General features: G+C 64.7%; 17 protein-coding genes. All 17 read right to left on the reverse strand.

From position 1 onward, the window contains the following. Nucleotides 1–231: 231 nt before the first annotated feature. The 17 genes from B7Z66_09815 to B7Z66_09895 all read right to left on the reverse strand — a co-directional run bounded on the left by B7Z66_09815 (nucleotide 232) and on the right by B7Z66_09895 (nucleotide 16,954). Nucleotides 232–2,064, reverse strand: coding sequence for a glutamine--fructose-6-phosphate transaminase (isomerizing) (locus B7Z66_09815; protein OYV76104.1), 1,833 nt, complete (start codon nucleotides 2,062–2,064; stop codon nucleotides 232–234). A gap of 141 nt (nucleotides 2,065–2,205) precedes the next feature. Next, complete coding sequence (locus tag B7Z66_09820) at nucleotides 2,206–3,576, reverse strand: UDP-N-acetylglucosamine diphosphorylase/glucosamine-1-phosphate N-acetyltransferase (protein ID OYV76164.1); 1,371 nt, start codon at nucleotides 3,574–3,576, stop codon at nucleotides 2,206–2,208. A 136-nt stretch (nucleotides 3,577–3,712) separates the two neighbouring features. Further along, on the reverse strand, nucleotides 3,713–4,204 hold the full coding sequence (locus B7Z66_09825) for a peptidylprolyl isomerase (protein OYV76105.1): 492 nt from the start codon (nucleotides 4,202–4,204) through the stop codon (nucleotides 3,713–3,715). 177 nt (nucleotides 4,205–4,381) lie between these two features. Further along, entirely contained in the window at nucleotides 4,382–4,807 is a 426-nt protein-coding gene (locus B7Z66_09830; GenBank protein OYV76106.1) for a F0F1 ATP synthase subunit epsilon, read from the reverse strand. Between the two features lie 66 nt (nucleotides 4,808–4,873). Beyond that, nucleotides 4,874–6,250, reverse strand: coding sequence for a F0F1 ATP synthase subunit beta (locus tag B7Z66_09835; GenBank protein ID OYV76107.1), 1,377 nt, complete (start codon nucleotides 6,248–6,250; stop codon nucleotides 4,874–4,876). Between the two features lie 101 nt (nucleotides 6,251–6,351). Beyond that, on the reverse strand, nucleotides 6,352–7,212 hold the full coding sequence (locus B7Z66_09840) for a F0F1 ATP synthase subunit gamma (protein OYV76108.1): 861 nt from the start codon (nucleotides 7,210–7,212) through the stop codon (nucleotides 6,352–6,354). A gap of 37 nt (nucleotides 7,213–7,249) precedes the next feature. Beyond that, on the reverse strand, nucleotides 7,250–8,791 hold the full coding sequence (locus B7Z66_09845) for a F0F1 ATP synthase subunit alpha (protein OYV76109.1): 1,542 nt from the start codon (nucleotides 8,789–8,791) through the stop codon (nucleotides 7,250–7,252). 10 nt (nucleotides 8,792–8,801) lie between these two features. Further along, complete coding sequence (locus B7Z66_09850) at nucleotides 8,802–9,341, reverse strand: F0F1 ATP synthase subunit delta (protein OYV76110.1); 540 nt, start codon at nucleotides 9,339–9,341, stop codon at nucleotides 8,802–8,804. A gap of 64 nt (nucleotides 9,342–9,405) precedes the next feature. Further along, complete coding sequence (locus B7Z66_09855; protein OYV76111.1) at nucleotides 9,406–9,876, reverse strand: F0F1 ATP synthase subunit B; 471 nt, start codon at nucleotides 9,874–9,876, stop codon at nucleotides 9,406–9,408. Nucleotides 9,877–9,933: 57 nt separating this feature from the next. Next, complete coding sequence (locus B7Z66_09860) at nucleotides 9,934–10,233, reverse strand: F0F1 ATP synthase subunit C (GenBank protein OYV76112.1); 300 nt, start codon at nucleotides 10,231–10,233, stop codon at nucleotides 9,934–9,936. Between the two features lie 172 nt (nucleotides 10,234–10,405). Further along, entirely contained in the window at nucleotides 10,406–11,185 is a 780-nt protein-coding gene (locus tag B7Z66_09865; protein ID OYV76113.1) for a F0F1 ATP synthase subunit A, read from the reverse strand. A 289-nt stretch (nucleotides 11,186–11,474) separates the two neighbouring features. After that, on the reverse strand, nucleotides 11,475–11,828 hold the full coding sequence (locus B7Z66_09870; GenBank protein ID OYV76114.1) for a hypothetical protein: 354 nt from the start codon (nucleotides 11,826–11,828) through the stop codon (nucleotides 11,475–11,477). A gap of 249 nt (nucleotides 11,829–12,077) precedes the next feature. Then, the gene (locus B7Z66_09875) at nucleotides 12,078–12,530 is read right to left on the reverse strand and encodes a hypothetical protein (protein OYV76115.1); all 453 of its coding nucleotides are present in this window, start codon (nucleotides 12,528–12,530) and stop codon (nucleotides 12,078–12,080) included. Nucleotides 12,531–12,549: 19 nt separating this feature from the next. Continuing rightward, a complete protein-coding gene (locus tag B7Z66_09880; GenBank protein OYV76116.1) occupies nucleotides 12,550–13,431 on the reverse strand; it encodes a chromosome partitioning protein ParB in 882 nt (293 codons plus the stop codon). Continuing rightward, nucleotides 13,421–14,224: a chromosome partitioning protein gene (locus B7Z66_09885; protein ID OYV76117.1), complete on the reverse strand. Its 804-nt coding sequence runs from the start codon at nucleotides 14,222–14,224 to the stop codon at nucleotides 13,421–13,423. The genes B7Z66_09880 and B7Z66_09885 overlap by 11 nt, the downstream gene beginning before the upstream one ends. A gap of 139 nt (nucleotides 14,225–14,363) precedes the next feature. Further along, entirely contained in the window at nucleotides 14,364–15,050 is a 687-nt protein-coding gene (locus tag B7Z66_09890) for a 16S rRNA (guanine(527)-N(7))-methyltransferase RsmG (GenBank protein ID OYV76118.1), read from the reverse strand. After that, nucleotides 15,050–16,954 (reverse strand): tRNA uridine-5-carboxymethylaminomethyl(34) synthesis enzyme MnmG, encoded by a 1,905-nt coding sequence (locus tag B7Z66_09895; GenBank protein ID OYV76119.1) that lies wholly within the window; start codon nucleotides 16,952–16,954, stop codon nucleotides 15,050–15,052. The genes B7Z66_09890 and B7Z66_09895 overlap by 1 nt, the downstream gene beginning before the upstream one ends. Between the last annotated feature and the right edge of the window lie 90 nt (nucleotides 16,955–17,044).

Here is a 17,044-nt window from a genome sequence, read left to right on the forward strand (position 1 = left end):
ATTTCTTGTCGCGCGGGACAATTCCGTGATTGGTTGCGTAAAAGTGCAGAATTTTGGGTTGCTGATCGGTTCTTACGCACGTAGGGTGAATAAGCCGGGGTAATAACAAAATAATATCGCCGGATACCCGGCGTGCGAGGCTCCACTTTAAAATGAATTCGGAAAGAAACTTATTACAGGAGAAAGAATATTATTGCCGCCGGACAACTACCGCCCCACGTCTTCCCAGGGTCATTCAACCGTAACGGACTTTGCCAGGTTTCTTGGCTGGTCCACGTCGGTGCCCTTGAGCACCGCCACATGGTAGGCCAGAAGTTGGAGTGGAACGGTAAACACGATGGGTGCAATCACGTCGCCGGTCGGGGCGACCGGTAGGACACGGGTCCCGGGCTCGCGATTCAGGCCGGTGTGCTCGTCGGCGAATACGTAGAGCTGGCCGCCGCGGGCGCGGACCTCCTGGAGATTGGACTTCAATTTCTCCAGCAACTGGTTGTTAGGTGCCACAGCGATCACTGGCATGCTGGCGTCCACCAGGGCCAGAGGTCCGTGCTTGAGTTCGCCCGCCGGGTAGGCCTCGGCATGGATATAGGAGATTTCCTTCAGCTTCAGGGCCCCCTCCATGGCCACCGGATACTGGGCACCACGCCCCAGAAATAGCGCGTTGTGCTTGTCCGCGAATTCGTCAGCGATGGCCTCGATCTCGCCATTGAGACCCAGGACCGCGTCGATACGCCCGGGAAGGCCACGCAGTTCGGATACCAGGTGCGCCTCGTCGCGTCCCGACAGGCCCTGGCGGCGGGCCAGGCAGACCACCAGCAGGAGCAGCGCAGTCAACTGGGTGGTGAAGGCCTTGGTAGAGGCTACCCCGATCTCGGGGCCGGCATGGGTCATCAGGGTCAGGCCCGATTCGCGCACCAGGGAACTCTCGGGCGCGTTGCAGATGGCGAGGGTCTGGACGTAATCCAGTTGTTGCGCGGCGCGCAGCGCCGCCAGGGTGTCTGCGGTCTCGCCGGATTGCGACAAGGTCACGAACAGGGTGCCCGGGGGGACTACGGTCCTGCGGTAACGGAACTCGCTGGCCACTTCCACGGCGCAGGGGAGTCCGGCGATGGATTCCATCCAGTAGCGGGCCACCAGGCCGGCATGGTAGCTGGTACCACAGGCCACGATCTGCACACCGCGCACCGTATCGAAGATGCCCTCGGCGCCAGGTCCGAAAGCGGCGTCCAGCACCCGCTGGCTCGAGATGCGCCCTTCCAGGGTGTCGGAGATGGCGCGCGGCTGCTCGAAGATCTCTTTGAGCATGTAGTGCCGGTACTCGCCGCGCTCGACGCTGTCCACGGACAGCTCCGAGATCCGCTCGGCTCTGCTTACCGAAGCGCCAGCCGCGTCGCACACCGTCACCTTGTCGCGGGTGAGATGGGCCACGTCCCCGTCCTCCAGGAACAGGAAACGTTGGGTCACCGGTAACAGCGCGAAAACATCAGAGGCGATGAAATGCTCGCCGATGCCGATACCGATTACCAGCGGACTGCCGCGGCGTGCGGCCACCAATTCGCCAGGCAGGGTGGTGCAGATCACACCCAATGCGTAGGCACCCTCCAGGTCCGCCACCGCCGCGCGCACCGCCGCCAGCAAGTCCATGCTCTGGCTTAGATAGAGATGAATCTGGTGCGCGATGACTTCGGAATCGGTGTCGGAATCGAAGCGGTAGCCTGCCTCCCGCTGCCGGGTCCGCAGGGCCTCGTAATTCTCGATGATGCCGTTGTGTACCACGGCGATGCTGTCGCAGCTGATGTGCGGATGGGCGTTGCGCTCGCTGGGCGCGCCATGGGTGGCCCAGCGGGTATGGGCGATGCCGGTGACGCCAGGCAGCGGGTCGCGGCTCAGGGCGTCTTCCAACTGACGAACCTTACCCGCAGTACGGATGCGCTCGATTCCCGATACCGGGCCCAACACCGCGATGCCCGCGGAGTCGTAGCCCCGGTATTCGAGCCGCTTCAGCCCTTCCAACAGAATGGGCGCCACATCCCGCTGCGCCACCGCACCAACGATTCCACACATGCGTGGTTACCTCTGTGATCGCGCCTGCCCGAAGTGCAGCCCACCGGAGTACACGGGTCACGAACCGGCATTACCGGTCCCCCTCCCCCCTACCGCACATGCACCGCGGATCTGTCCCAGCCTGCCGCCCTGGGCGCGCGCCTATGCCTTCGGTTTCTTAACCGGTCGCTTCCACCCCGGACGGGTCTGCTGTGGCACCCGGCTCACGGTAAGTTCGCCGGGAGGCGCGTCCCGCGTGACGGTAGTTCCAGCACCGATGGTGGCCCCCGCCCCTACGGTAACCGGCGCCACCAGTTGGGTGTCCGAACCGATGAACACCTCGTCCTCGATAACGGTGCGATGCTTGTTGGCACCGTCGTAGTTGCAGGTGATGGTACCGGCGCCGATGTTCACGCGACGCCCCACGGTGGTATCCCCGATATAGCTCAGGTGGTTAATCTTGGACCCGTCCGCCACCTGCGCGTTCTTCAGTTCGACGAAGTTACCGACATGCACCCCGGCCGCCAGATCCGTGCCGGGACGCACCCGGGCGAACGGACCCACGCGGCAACCCGGGCCGATAACGGCGTCTTCGATCAGGGTGTGGGAAAGTATCTCCGTGTCGTCACCGATCCGGGTATTGCGGATCACCGAGTTAGGACCGATGCGTACCCGATCCCCCAGATGCACCACACCCTCAAGGACGACGTTGACGTCGATCACCACATCGCGGCCGGCGCGCACCTCGCCACGCAGGTCGAAGCGCTCCGGATCACGCAGGGTCACCCCATCGCGCATCAGGCGCTGCGCCTCGCGCAGCCGGTAGTCGCGTTCGCGCTCGGCAAGCTGGATCCGGTCATTCACACCCATTACCTCCGCGATCGACGCCGGTGCCACGGTGGGCACATCCACCCCATCGGCGACCGCCATGGCAACCACGTCGGTCAGATAAAACTCTCCTTGGGCGTTGTTCTTGTCAAGGGCCGCCAGCCAGCGGGCGAGCATGCCGGCGGGACCCGCCAGGATCCCGGTGTTACCCTCGCGCAGGGCGCGTTCCTGCACGTTCGCATCTTTCTCCTCGACGATCCGCAAGACCCCGCCGCCGGGTCCACGCACGATGCGTCCGTAGCCGGTGGGGTCCGGCAGCTCCACCGTGAGCAGGGCCAATCGGCTGTTTCCGGCCTCCCCCACCAGCCGCTCCAACGTTCCCGCGGTGATCAAAGGGACATCGCCGTATAGCACCAGTACCGTATCTTCAGGGGGGACGGCGGGCAGGGCCTGGGCCACTGCGTGACCGGTGCCCAGTTGCTCGGCCTGTTCCACCCAATGGACCGGTAGCGCCGCCAGCCGCTCCGGCACCGCTTGGCCACCATGGCCGTAGACCACGTGGATCGCCCGCCCCTCCAGGCGCAACGCCGCCGCCACCACATGTTCTAGCAGGCAGCGGCCCGCGACGGGATGCAGGACCTTCGGGAATCCCGAACGCATCCGGGTACCCTGGCCGGCGGCCAGGATGATGGTGCTCACGCTCATGCTGGGACATTCCCTGAGAAAAAGGCGCTCATCCCCGTCCATCCTACATCGGAATCCGTGGGAATTCCTGAAGCGCCAACGGGCTTGACGGGGGACAGTCGAGACGCCTGCCCAGGCCAGTGCGGGTACACGCCCGTCAGTGGATGACCGGACCGTCCGCGCCCGCCGGCACCCCGTTTTCCAGTTCGTCCGGACGGGCATCCCGGATCTCGACGATCTTCGCCTTGTAGTGCAGGATCTTACCGGCGAATGGATGGTTACCGTCCAGGGTCAATCGCCCCCCCTCGATGCGAGTCACCATAAAGGTTTTGGTCTGGCCCCGGTCGTTCTGAAACTCGGCCTGGGCACCGACATACCGGAACGCCTCGGGCACGTTGTCCAAATCATCGGTATAAGTAAGATTCAGGTCGTGGTCACCGAACCCCTCACCGGGCGGGATTACCACCTCGATCACATCCTCCACGGTACGCCCCTCGAAGGATTCCTCCAGTTTCGGCAGTAATTTTCCCCCAATGCCGTGGACATACCCAACTGGCACGTCGCTGCGCTCCAATTCGTCCCCGAGCGGATCCCGGATCACATAGGTGAAGTAGACTACCTTGTTTTTAGTGACCCGTTGCTCGGACACAGTGGCTCCTGGATTGATTGAGTCGAGGGTAGGGCGCGCTGCGCGTCCGCCGGTTGCGTTGGAAGCTGTTGGCCGCGAGTCCGGCGCCGCGGACTACCCGACCGCTCCCTGGCCACTGGCACCTGTCAGCACAACTCACACGGCTACGATCGAGGAACGACCGCCTACATACCGGAATCAGCGACGGCCGGTCCGGCGCAGACGTTCGAGGGCCTGGAGTTGCGCCATGGCCTCGGCGAGCTGCGCACGGGCCTTGGCATAGTCCAACTCGGCGCTCTTGTGCCGCAGTTCCTCCTCGGCGCGCCGCTTGGCCTCCAGGGCCTGGGCCTCGTCGATATCATGGGCGCGCAACGCCACGTCGGCCAGCACCGTCACCACGTGCGGCTGCACCTCTAACATCCCCCCGGACACGTAGAAAAACTCCTCCCCGCCGCCCTGCGTCTTGATGCGGACCTCGCCGGGCTTGAGCCTGGTGAGCAATGGGGCATGGCGGGGCGCGATGCCCACGTCGCCCATCTCCGCCGGTGCGAACACCATCTCCGCGGGCCCGGAGAAGATCTCTTGTTCCGCGCTGACGATGTCGACGTGTATGGTCATGGCCATTGATTGTTTCGTCCCGGTGCTGCGTGGGTTCGGCGCGCTACGGTTGAATTACCCGGTGTGCCCCCGCTACAGGCCCTTCGCTTTCTCCGCCGCCTCGTCGATGGTCCCGACCATGTAGAACGCCTGCTCCGGCAGGTGATCGTATTCGCCGTTCACGATGGCCTTGAACCCGCGGATACTTTCCTTGAGCGATACGTATTTTCCGGGGCTCCCGGTGAACGTCTCCGCCACAAAGAAGGGCTGAGAGAGGAAGCGCTGGATCTTGCGCGCCCGCGCCACCGCCAGTTTATCCTCTTCAGAGAGCTCGTCCATGCCCAGAATCGCGATGATGTCCTTGAGCTCCTTGTAACGCTGCAGCGTACTCTGTATCGCCCGGGCGGTGTCATAGTGCTCCTGCCCGATAACCAGCGGGTCCAGCTGCCGACTGGTGGAATCCAGGGGGTCCACGGCAGGATAGATGCCGAGTTCCGCGATCTGGCGCGAGAGCACCACGGTGGCATCCAGATGCGCGAAGGTAGTCGCGGGTGACGGGTCGGTAATGTCATCGGCAGGCACGTACACCGCCTGGATGGAGGTAATCGAGCCGGTCTTGGTGGAGGTGATGCGCTCCTGCAACACGCCCATCTCCTCGGCCAGCGTGGGCTGGTAGCCCACCGCCGAAGGCATACGCCCGAGCAGCGCCGAGACCTCGGTCCCCGCGAGGGTGTAGCGGTAGATGTTGTCGATGAACAACAACACATCGCGGCCCTCATCTCGGAAGAACTCCGCCATCGTCAGGCCGGTAAGCGCGACCCGCAGGCGGTTGCCCGGCGGTTCGTTCATCTGCCCGTAGACGAGCGCCACCTGATCAAGGACGCCCGCATCCTTCATCTCGTGATAGAAGTCGTTGCCCTCGCGAGTACGCTCGCCGACCCCGGCAAACACCGAGTAGCCGCTGTGCTCGCTGGCGATGTTGCGGATCAACTCCATCAGCATAACGGTCTTACCCACGCCCGCGCCGCCGAACAATCCCACCTTGCCACCCTTGACGAATGGGCAGATGAGATCGATAACCTTGATGCCGGTCTCCAGCAGTTCTACGGTCGCCGCCTGATCTGCGTAGCTGGGCGGAGAACGGTGTATGGGCCAACGTTGCTCCGCGTCCACCGGACCTCGCTCATCTACCGGCTCGCCGAGCACGTTCATGATCCGCCCCAGCGTCTTCTGGCCCACCGGCACCGAGATCGGCGCGCCGGTATTGTGGGCCGGCAGACCGCGTTTCAGTCCGTCAGTGGAACCCATCGCAATGGTCCGCACAACTCCATCGCCGAGTTGCTGCTGCACCTCAAGGATCAGATCTGCCTCGTCGATGCGCAGCGCATCGTATATTTTTGGCACTGTTTCGCGCGGAAATTCCACATCCACCACGGCACCGATGATCTGGACGACGTTCCCGGTGTTCATTGTTTCATCCCCTCAAAATCACTTTCAGTTTCAGGCTTCCGGTCTCCATCATGTAGGGCGGAAACCCGAAGCCTGAAACCGCCGAACCGCGCGCAGCGTCCTTATACGGCCGCCGCGCCCCCGACGATCTCCGCCAACTCCTGAGTAATGGTAGCCTGACGCTCCTTGTTATAAGCGAGCTGCAGGTCGTCGATCAGCGTCGCGGCGTTGTCCGATGCGCTCTTCATGGCAATCATGCGCGCCGCCTGCTCGCAGGCGATGTTCTCCACCACGCCCTGGTACACCATGGACTCAATGTAGCGCGCCAACAGGGCGTCCAGGACCTCGCGGGCGTCGGGCTCATACAGATAGTCCCAATAGTGGCGCGCGACATCGTCATCGTGAGCCCGAACCGGGACCAATTGATCCACCCGCGGGCGCTGGCTCATGGTATTGATGAACTCGTTGGAGACCAGAAACAGTCGGTCAACCCGGGCCTCGCTGAAGGCGTCCAACATCACCTTCACCAGACCGATCATGTCCTGTACCGACGGGCGGTCTCCCAAATGAGTGGTCTGGGCAAGGATGCGCGCGCCGAACCGGCTTAGAAACCCCACGCCCTTGCTCCCAAACACCGCGAGGTCGGCCTCCACACCCTTGTCCGACCAGGACTGCATCTCATTCACCAGCGTCTTGAACAAATTGATGTTCAGGCTGCCGCATAGCCCGCGATCACTGGACACCACGACGTAGCCTACCCGCTTGACCTCGCGGTCCTGAAGATAGGGGTGCCGGTACTCGGGATGCGCATGGGCCAAATGCTCAATTACTGCGCGCATCTTTCCCGCATAGGGACGCGCGGCGAACATGCGATTCTGCGCCTTGCGCATCTTGCTCGCGGCCACCATCTGCATCGCACGGGTGATCTTCTGCGTGCTCTGCACGCTCTTGATCTTGGTGCGGATCTCTCGGGCACCGGCCATGACTCAGGGATCGCTCTTCATGATTGGGTTGCGTGTCTCACCAGGCGTGGTGGGCCTTGAAGTCATCCAGCGCCTTGCGCAGGGCCGCTTCGACCTCCGCGCTGTACTCGGGATTCTCGTTGATCCGCTCCAACAGACCGGCATGACTAGACCGCATATGGCCGTGCAGCGCGTGTTCGAAGTCCACCACCTTACTGATCTCAACGTCGTCCAGATAGCCCTCGTTGGCCGCGAACAACGATACCGCCATCTCGGCGACAGACAGTGGCGAGTACTGGCGCTGTTTCATCACCTCCGTAACCCGCTGCCCGCGCTCCAACTGCTTGCGCGTCGTCTCATCCAGGTCCGAGGCGAATTGGGCGAAGGCGGCCAACTCACGGTATTGGGCCAAGGCGAGCCGCACCCCGCCGCCGAGCTTTTTGATGATCTTGGTCTGGGCAGCACCGCCTACACGCGACACCGACAGCCCTGCGTTGATGGCCGGGCGGATACCGGCGTTGAACAGATCGGTTTCCAGAAAAATCTGTCCGTCGGTGATGGAGATCACGTTGGTCGGTACGAAGGCCGAGACGTCACCGGCCTGGGTCTCGATGATCGGTAGCGCGGTCAGGGATCCGGTACGCCCCTGGACCTTGCCGCCAGTGGCCTGTTCCACGTAGCCCGGGTTGACCCGCGCCGCGCGCTCCAACAGCCGCGAGTGCAGATAGAATACATCGCCGGGATAGGCCTCGCGCCCGGGCGGGCGGCGCAGCAACAGCGACACCTGTCGATAGGCCCAGGCCTGTTTAGTGAGGTCGTCATAGACGATCAGCGCGTCCTCGCCCTTGTCGCGGAAGTACTCACCCATGGCACAGCCTGAGTAGGGGGCGATGAACTGCAGCGCCGCGGCATCGGCCGCCCCCGCAGCGACCACGATGGTATGTTCCATCGCGCCGTGTTCCTCCAACTTGCGCACCACCCCGGAAATAGAGGAGTTCTTCTGTCCGATGGCGACGTAGATGCACTTAATGCCGGTACCTTTCTGATTGATGATGGCGTCAATGGCCACTGCCGTCTTTCCGGTCTGGCGGTCTCCGATGATCAACTCGCGCTGACCACGCCCGACGGGCACCATGGAATCGATGGCCTTCAGACCGGTCTGCACCGGCTGACTCACCGACTGACGGCTGATCACACCCGGCGCCACCTTCTCGATCGGCGAAGTGGTGTCGTAGGCCACCGGACCCTTGCCGTCGATGGGCTCACCCAGGGAGTTCACCACCCGGCCGAGCAACCCGTCTCCAACGGGCACCTCCAAGATACGGCCGGTGCACTTAACCGTGTCGCCCTCAGAGATGTGGGTATAGGCCCCCAGCACCACCGCGCCGACGGAATCGCGCTGCAGGTTGAGCGCCATACCGAAGGTGTTGCCCGGAAACTCGAGCATCTCTCCCTGCATGACGTCCGCCAAGCCATGGATGCGCACGATACCGTCGGTGATCGCGACCACCGTCCCCTCGGTGCGTGCCTCGCTGACCGCATCGAAGCCTTCGATACGTTTCTTGATCAGCTCGCTGATTTCGGTGGGGTTCAATTGCATTCCGATATCCTCACGAATGACTCAGGCTAATGCCCAGTTGTTCGAGCTTGCCGCGCACCGATCCGTCGATGACCAGATCGCCGGCGCGCACCACGGCTCCGCCCAGCAGCCGCGCGTCGATGGCACACTCCAAATGGATCTCCCGGCCGAGCCGCGCCTTGAGCGCCGCGGTGATCCGGTGGCGCTCCGTCTCCTCCACCGGGTAGGCGCTGATCAACTGCGCCTCGACGGTGCCCTCCGCCGCGGCGCGGTAGTCCTCGTAGAGGGCCGCGAGGGTCGGCAGCACAGCGAGACGGTGGTTGTCCGCCAACACGCGGATCAGGTTGCGCCCCGCGTCGTCCAACCGATCGCCGAGGATGTCCAACAAAACCTGTGCGACGTCCGCGACCGTGAGCCGCGGATTGTCGATGAGTTCTTTGAACTGCGGGTTCTCCGCCACCCGCGCAGCGGCCGCCAGCCGCTCAGACCACGCGGGCAACACCCCCGCGTCCCGCGCCAGCTCGAACACCGCCCGCGCGTAGGGTCTGCCTAGGGTCTCGTCTTCGGCCATTGCTTGTCAGTCCGTCCGGGTAATGTCACGGCGCCGCTCGCCGCAGCTGAGAACTCAGGTAGATTCAGATCTGCTCGGCCAGGTCCTTGAGCAGCTCGTTGTGAACCTTGGCGTCGATCTCCCGTTTGAGGATGCGCTCGGCGCCGATCACCGCCAATCCCGCCACTTGGCGGCGCAGCTCCTCCTTGGCGCGGGCGACCTCCTGATCGATCTCGGAGCGTGCCGTCGTCAGGATGCGCTGCCCCTCCTCGCGGGCGTCGGTCTTGGCCTCATCGACGATCTCCGCGGCACGCCGCTGGGCCTGGGTGATCACCTCAGCCGCGCCAGTCTTGGCCTCGCGCAAGGTCTCCGCCACGCGCTGCTGTGCGAGTTCCAGGTCGCGCAGCCCGCGCTCAGCGGCCGCCAAGCCATCGGCGATCCGCTTGCTGCGCTCTTCCATCATGTGGCTTAACGGCTTCCACAGGAAGCGCATAACGAACCAGACGAGGACCGCAAAGGTGATCATCTGGCCGATGAGCGTGGAAGTGACATTCACGTCCGGACTCCTGGTGTCGATAAACCGTGTCTTCCCATAAGGCTCCAGCGGGCGGGTTTAGCCGCCGAGTTGCGCACGGGCCGCCACAACGAATGGGTTGGCAAACACGAACCACATGGCGAATGCCAGTACGATGAAGGGGAACGATTCCATCAAACCGGCAGTGATGAACATTTGGATCCGCAGCGTGGGCATCATCTCAGGCTGACGCGCAACGCCCTCCATATATTTGGCACAGATCAAGCCCCAGCCGAGCGCCGAGCCGAGGCCGGCGGCGGCCAGCATCACGCCTACACCTAGCGCGGTGTTGGCGTAGATCATGGTTACCAGGTTGGTCAGATTCGCATCGGCAGTCATCGAGCATTCTCCTTAGCAAAAACATGAACCGAAAATCGGGTTGCACCGTGTCTCCCGCCGGGCCCGTGGCGCCGGCGCGGGGTGCCGCCTATGCGTCCTGCCGTGAAAACTGCACCGGCAGTGCGCAGCAGCAGGACTCCCGTCGCCGCCATGCGTATCGCGTCAACACGTCCTAGTGCGCCTCCTCGTGGGCAATGCTCAGATACATGATCGTGAGCACCATAAAGATAAACGCCTGCAAGGTGATTACCAGCATCTCGAAAATGCCCCATACCCCCCCCAGCACCGGTATCACGTAGATAGGCATCAGGGCGATGAGCAGGAACACCAACTCGCCGGTAAACATGTTGCCGAACAGCCGCAGCGCCAAGCTTAGTGGCTTGGCGATTTCTTCCACCGCCGTCATCAAGATATTGACCGGGATCAGCCACTTTCCGAACGGGTGGAACAAAAAGGTCTTGAGGTAACCCACAGGACCCTTGATCTTGATGTTGTAGAAGATCACCAGCGCGAAAACGCTCAGCGACAGGGCAAAGGTTGTGTGGGGGTCCGTGGTGGGGACCAGCTTGAAGTGTCCGACGCCGAACCAGGAGGCAATCTTGGGAAACAGATCCACGGGAACCAAGTCCAGGGAATTCATGAGAAACACCCAGATGAATACCGTGAAGGCCAATGGCGCGACGAAGGGGTTACGGGACGCGAATGCCTCCTGCACCATCCCGTCCACGAACTCCATCAGATACTCCAGCACGTTCTGCATGCCGGTCGGGCGGTCCGGGTCCAGGTTGCGGCCCACCCGCCAACTGACCAACATGATCACGCCGGCGAGTACCCAGCCTACGACCAAGCTGTCCAGGTTCACGCTCCAGAAGCCGTGCCCAACCTGCCAGTTGACCAGATGGTGCTGGATGTACTCGACCGGATTCGCTGTCGCCGGTTCAGCCGCCGTCACCGTTACACCCTCTCCCCTGCTCCCTGCCGCGGCACCGCGCGGCGGATCCCCCACCGTCGGCCCGGGCTCGTTCGGGACGCTAACACGTTCATCCAGAAACACGGTCCGCGTGATCGTGCGCTACCGGGGCGTGCGTGAAGACAGCCACTTTCGCCGATCCTGCGCGTCGGATAGCTCCGCTATTCACCTCGGACGATCGCGAAACGGTCCTCGATTTCCCACACGCGGCGCTGCGCGCCTGTTGCTCGGACCGACTTTCAATCCTCAGCGGGACAACCGTCGGCGCGGGTCAATGGCGCAGGCCGCCCATGTAGCCGAGCTGGGCCACGGCGAACCCGACGATCTGGGGCACGGGCGGCAATCCGAACACCCCGATTCCCACCCCGAAGCCCACCAGGGTCAGCACATAACGCTGCATCGCACCCAGATACAGGTGGCCCACGCCCCCTATTGCGTTGTGGGCCGCCGCCGCGCCGGCCTGCTGCACCCCGCGTGCCAGCAACAGGCTGTTGAGTACTGCCAGTCCGCCGCCGAAGAGCGCCCCCCCGGCGGCGGCAGTTCCCTGCACCGCGAGCCACACTCCGGCCGCGGCTAGAACTATTATTATTTGTATAATTAGGATATTGCGTATGCCGCTGCCCATGCCCCCGGACCTCGATGCGGGCTGCCGTAGTAGCGTCCAGGCCGTCGCCTGCGACCGGGCCCGGGTGAAACTGGCCCTGCCCGCCAGCACCACAAAAGTGCGGGGTGGTTAGGCGCCGCGCAGTATAAAGACTCGGCCTGGAATGGTCAATGTTAACGCCCTAAGAAACCACAGCTTAGGCCTGAGGGCCACCGTGGGCGCCGGCACCCTGCCGGGCCCCGGACCCGCGGGCGGCTGACATGGTCGCCGCTACAATTCCGGGTGCAGATTTTCCTGGAAGATCGCCTTATGGACGTCACCCACGCTGATGATCCCCACTAGGCGCTGGTCCTCCGCCACCGGAATCCGGCGGATGCGGTGCCGGAACATCGCAGAGGCGGCCTTGAGCACCGGCATCTCGGGATCGACAGTGTATACACGGGTGCTCATCAATTCCTCCACCCGCAGGCTGACCACGTCCTTGTAGCCCCGTTCCATGGTCTCGAAATCCAGGGTTGCCGGGTTGTGCATGTAGTCCTCAAGCTGGGGGAACATCGCGTGGAGCACGTCTTTCTCCGAAATAACTCCCACCAAGCTCCCGTCTTCGGCCACCACTGGCATGCCGCTGATCCGGTGAAAACACATCACCAGCGCCACCTCCCGGATTAGCGTGTCCGGACGGGCGGTCTTGATGTCCCGGGTCATGATGTCGCGTACCAACATAGGGAAATCCCATAAGTAATTACTTGATGTGGGCCAGGATACCGTCCAACTCGTCCAGGCTGTTGTATTGGACCACCAGCCGTCCTTTACCGCCGGCACGGTGATCCAGCTTGACCCGAGCGCCGAGTTGCCCGGACAGGCGTTCCTCCAAGCGCTGGATGTCCGGGTCGGTACGCGGCGGCGCGCCGGCCGGTCCCGACGGCGGTGCGGCCTGCAGACGGCGGACCAAGCGCTCCGTCTCACGCACCGACAGGCCCTTGGCCACCACTTCGCGCGCCACCTGGATCTGCCGGCGGCCGTCCAGGGAGAGCAGCGCCCGGGCGTGGCCCATCTCCAAACGCCCGTCCCGGAGCAACCCGGCCACTTCCGCCTCCAGGTCCAAAAGCCGCAGCAGGTTGGTGACCGCCGTCCGGGAACGCCCGATGGACTCCGCCACCTGCTGGTGGGTGAGCCCGTGGTCCTCAGCCAGACGCTGGATCGCACGTGCCTCGTCCAGTGGGCTCAGGTCCTCCCGCTGGATATTTTCGATGAGTGCCATGGCCAGGGCGGCTTGATCCGACACGTCCCGTACCAGGGCGGGGATGTGTTGCAGTCCGGCCATTTGCGCCGCCCGCCAGCGCCGTTCCCCCGCGATGATCTCGTAGCCGTCGGCGTCGCTGCCCCGTACCACGATCGGCTGGACCACCCCCTGGGCACGGATCGACTCGGCGAGCTCCTCCAACCCCGCGATGGGGAACTCGCTGCGCGGCTGGGACCGGCCACGGCGGATCACGCCCACCGGCAACGTCCGCAATCCCTCGCCACGCGCCACCGCCGCTGGCACCGGCGGTGGCACAGCCGTAGCCGCCGAACCCAGCAACGCCTCCAGACCCCTGCCGAGGCCCCGCTTCTTAGCCACCATTGTGGGCCATTTCCACCGTTTCGGGGGTGATGCGCTGACGCCGGAGCATCTCGCCCGCCAGGGTGAGGTATGCGAGGGCTCCGCGCGAGGTCCTATCATACAGCAACACCGGCAACCCATGGCTGGGTGCCTCGGCGAGGCGCACGTTGCGCGGAATCACCGTGTTGTACACCTTATCGCCGAAGTGCAGCTTGAGTTGCTCGGAAACCTCGTTGGCAAGGTTGTTGCGCGTGTCGTACATGGTACGCAACAGACCTTCCAGTTCCAGTGCCGGGTTCACGGTCTTCTGGACCTGGGTGATGGTGTTCATGAGGGAGGACAGCCCCTCCAGGGCGTAGTACTCGCACTGCATCGGCACGATGACCCCGCGCGCCGCGGTCAGGGCGTTGAGGGTCAGGATGTTGAGTGCCGGCGGGCAATCAATGAATAAGTAATCGTAGCGGTCTCGGACCGTGGCCAGGATCTGGCTCAGGCGCTGCTCGCGGTGCTGGGCACCCATGAGCTGCACTTCCGCCGCGGTCAGGTCATCGTTGGCGGGCAACACATCGAACCCGGCGGCCTCCAGGGTCAGCGCGGCCTGATCCACCTGGGCATCCCCCAGCAGCACGTCGCAGGTGCTGTGGATCACCTCGCGCTTGTCGATCCCGCAACCCATGGTGGCGTTGCCCTGGGGGTCCAGGTCGATCAGGAGGACGCGCCGCTTGGCCGCCGCCAGGGAGGCGGCCAGATTGACGCAGGTGGTGGTCTTGCCGACCCCCCCCTTCTGGTTGGCGATGGCGATGATTCTGCCCATGAGACCCAGGTGACCGGAAAGTGGGGCGGCGCGTCCGCAAGGGGACTCGTCCGAGCCTGGACGGAGGCGATCCCGGCCCGGGTTCAGCATAACCGCTTTGCCGCGCCCTGCCCAGTCGCGTCCACACCGGGGACACCCCTCATCGGGGTTCAATCCTCAGCAGGTGGCGTTGCGCAGCCAGACCCGGGACCTGCAGGCTGTGGGTCTCGGACAGGGCGAAACCCGCCGGCAAGGGGGGCTCGTCCGCGCCCGGATAGATCCCCTTCATGGCCAGCACCACCACCCCCGGCCGGCACAGGTGCCGGAGCGCCTCCAAGAGCCGGTCCAGGGGGGCAAACGCGCGGGCGATGATCACCTCCGGGGGCAACGCGGGCCGGAAATCCTCCACCCGCTCGCGCACCACGGTAACGTTGGTAAGCGCCAACTCCGCCACTACTTGGGTCAGAAACCGGGTCTTCTTGAGGCCGCTGTCGAGGAGCTGGAACTGGCGTCGCGGCGCGGCCAGCGCCAGGGGAATACCCGGAAGACCGGCACCGCTGCCCACGTCCAGCACGTGGCCCGGCGGCAGGTACGGTAGCACCGCGAGACTGTCCAGCAGGTGACGGGTCACCTGCTCCAATGGATCCTCCACCGCGGTCAGGTTGTAGGCCCGGTTCCATTTCGCGAGCAGGGCGAGGTAGGCCAGCAGGCGCGGCGCGAGGCTGGAGTCCGGCGACAGGCCGAGGGCGGCGAGGCCGTGGGACAGACGCGCTTCCGGGGTGGTAAGGCCGGGGTCCGAACCAGCCCCTGAGGCGCCTGGCGCGCGCGGCGGCGGTCGGAACACCATCAGGCGCGCTTGCGGCCGCCGCCGGTCGTGCTACCCTCCCGCCGGCGCAAATACACCATCAACAGGGAGATGGCCGCGGGGGTAACCCCCGGCAAACGGGCCGCCTGACCGAGGTTGGCGGGACGGCCGGCCTGGAGCTTCTCGCGCACCTCCGCCGACAACCCGCGCACCGCGCCGTAGTCCAGATCCTCCGGTAACCGCAGGGCCTCGTGGCGCCGCGCCCGCTCTATCTCGTCCTCCTGACGGGACAAGTAGCCATGGTACTTGGCTTGAACCTCCACCTGCGCCGCCACCGCCGGGTCCGCCGCCGGAGGGCTGGCGCCGGACAGGGAGGTGAGTTGGTCATAGCTGAGTTCTGGCCGGCGCAACAACTCCAGCGCCGCACACTCCCGGCCCAGGGCTTGACCCAGATACGCCTCCAGGGCCACCGCCAACGCACTACCGGGCCGTACCACGAGCGCCGCCAGCCGCTGCTGTTCGCGCTCAATGGCCTCCCGCTTGGTCTCGAAGGCGCGCCAGCGCGCCTCGTCCACCAGCCCCAGCTCACGCCCCAGCGGGGTGAGACGCAGATCCGCATTGTCCTCCCGCAGCAGCAGGCGGTACTCGGCGCGACTGGTGAACATTCGGTAGGGTTCCCGGGTCCCGCAGGTAATCAGGTCGTCCACCAGCACCCCTAGATAAGCCTGGTCCCGGCGCGGACACCAGGGCTCCCGGTCCTGGACTTGGCGGGCCGCGTTGATGCCGGCCAGCAGGCCCTGCGCGGCGGCCTCTTCGTAACCGGTGGTGCCGTTGATCTGCCCGGCGAAGAACAGCCCCGCGACATGCCGGGTCTCCAGGGACCCATGCAGGTCTCGGGGATCGAAGAAGTCGTACTCGATGGCGTAACCGGGCCGGGTGATCCGCGCGTGCTCGAAACCGGGGATGGAGCACACCAGTTCGCGCTGCACGTCGAACGGCAGGCTGGTGGAGATCCCGTTGGGGTAAAGCTCGTGGGTATTCAGCCCTTCGGGCTCCACGAACAAGGTGTGGGACGTCCGGTCCGCGAAGCGCACCACCTTGTCCTCGATGGACGGGCAGTAGCGCGGACCCACGCCTTCGATGGCACCGCTGTACAGCGGCGAGCGATCCAGCCCACCGCGGATGATGTCGTGGGTACGTTCGGTGGTGCGGGTGATGTGACAGCACACCTGGCGCGGATGCTGTTCCGCCCGCCCCAGGAACGAGAACACCGGCACCGGGATGTCGCCGGGCTGAGCCTCCATCCGCGTGAAGTCCACGGTGCGCCCGTCGATGCGCGGCGGCGTGCCGGTCTTGAGCCGCTCGACCCGAAACGGCAGTTCGCGCAGGCGTCGCGCCAGGGCGTTGGCCGGCGGATCACCGGCGCGCCCCCCCTCGTACTGGGCCGGTCCCACATGGATACGCCCACCCAGGAACGTCCCCACCGTGAGCACCACGGCGCGAGCGGCGAAGCGCAACCCCATCTGGGTCACCACTCCGGCCACCCGGCCCTGCTCCAGAATCAGGTCGTCCACCCCCTGCTGAAACAACGCCAGGTTGACTTGGGACTCCAGGGCGCCACGCACGGCCTGCCGGTAGAGTTGGCGATCGCACTGGGCACGGGTGGCACGCACCGCCGGCCCCTTGCTGGCGTTCAGCACCCGGAACTGGATGCCCGCTTGGTCTGCGGCACGGCCCATGAGACCCCCAAGGGCGTCGATCTCCTTTACCAGATGGCCCTTGCCGATCCCGCCGATGGCCGGATTGCAGCTCATCTGCCCCAGGGTTTCCAGATTCTGGGTCAGCAACAGGGTACGGGCGCCGAGGCGCGCCGCCGCCAGGGCCGCCTCAGCCCCAGCGTGACCGCCCCCTACCACGATGACATCGAAGCGTTCTGGATCGTCCATCGGCGCTACCCCCGGCCCGGCTCCCGTTGCTACTGCATCCCAGTGTAATCAGACCGCCCCGGCGGACGCCAGCGCCCACGGCCAGGAGCG

It is taken from the genome of Chromatiales bacterium 21-64-14 (assembly GCA_002255365.1).
Taxonomy (GTDB): domain Bacteria; phylum Pseudomonadota; class Gammaproteobacteria; order 21-64-14; family 21-64-14; genus 21-64-14.

Excerpts from the sequence above, each read along its gene's own strand:
- B7Z66_09815 (OYV76104.1), bottom strand. The coding sequence starts at position 2,064 with ATGTGTGGAATCGTTGGTGCGGTGGCGCAGCGGGATGTGGCGCCCATT.
- B7Z66_09880 (OYV76116.1), bottom strand. The coding sequence starts at position 13,431 with ATGGTGGCTAAGAAGCGGGGCCTCGGCAGGGGTCTGGAGGCGTTGCTG.
- B7Z66_09845 (OYV76109.1), bottom strand. The coding sequence starts at position 8,791 with ATGCAATTGAACCCCACCGAAATCAGCGAGCTGATCAAGAAACGTATC.
- B7Z66_09870 (OYV76114.1), bottom strand. The coding sequence starts at position 11,828 with ATGGGCAGCGGCATACGCAATATCCTAATTATACAAATAATAATAGTT.
- B7Z66_09820 (OYV76164.1), bottom strand. The coding sequence starts at position 3,576 with ATGAGCGTGAGCACCATCATCCTGGCCGCCGGCCAGGGTACCCGGATG.
- B7Z66_09895 (OYV76119.1), bottom strand. The coding sequence starts at position 16,954 with ATGGACGATCCAGAACGCTTCGATGTCATCGTGGTAGGGGGCGGTCAC.
- B7Z66_09850 (OYV76110.1), bottom strand. The coding sequence starts at position 9,341 with ATGGCCGAAGACGAGACCCTAGGCAGACCCTACGCGCGGGCGGTGTTC.
- B7Z66_09885 (OYV76117.1), bottom strand. The coding sequence starts at position 14,224 with ATGGGCAGAATCATCGCCATCGCCAACCAGAAGGGGGGGGTCGGCAAG.
- B7Z66_09830 (OYV76106.1), bottom strand. The coding sequence starts at position 4,807 with ATGGCCATGACCATACACGTCGACATCGTCAGCGCGGAACAAGAGATC.
- B7Z66_09835 (OYV76107.1), bottom strand. The coding sequence starts at position 6,250 with ATGAACACCGGGAACGTCGTCCAGATCATCGGTGCCGTGGTGGATGTG.
- B7Z66_09860 (OYV76112.1), bottom strand. The coding sequence starts at position 10,233 with ATGACTGCCGATGCGAATCTGACCAACCTGGTAACCATGATCTACGCC.
- B7Z66_09890 (OYV76118.1), bottom strand. The coding sequence starts at position 15,050 with ATGGTGTTCCGACCGCCGCCGCGCGCGCCAGGCGCCTCAGGGGCTGGT.
- B7Z66_09840 (OYV76108.1), bottom strand. The coding sequence starts at position 7,212 with ATGGCCGGTGCCCGAGAGATCCGCACCAAGATCAAGAGCGTGCAGAGC.
- B7Z66_09875 (OYV76115.1), bottom strand. The coding sequence starts at position 12,530 with ATGTTGGTACGCGACATCATGACCCGGGACATCAAGACCGCCCGTCCG.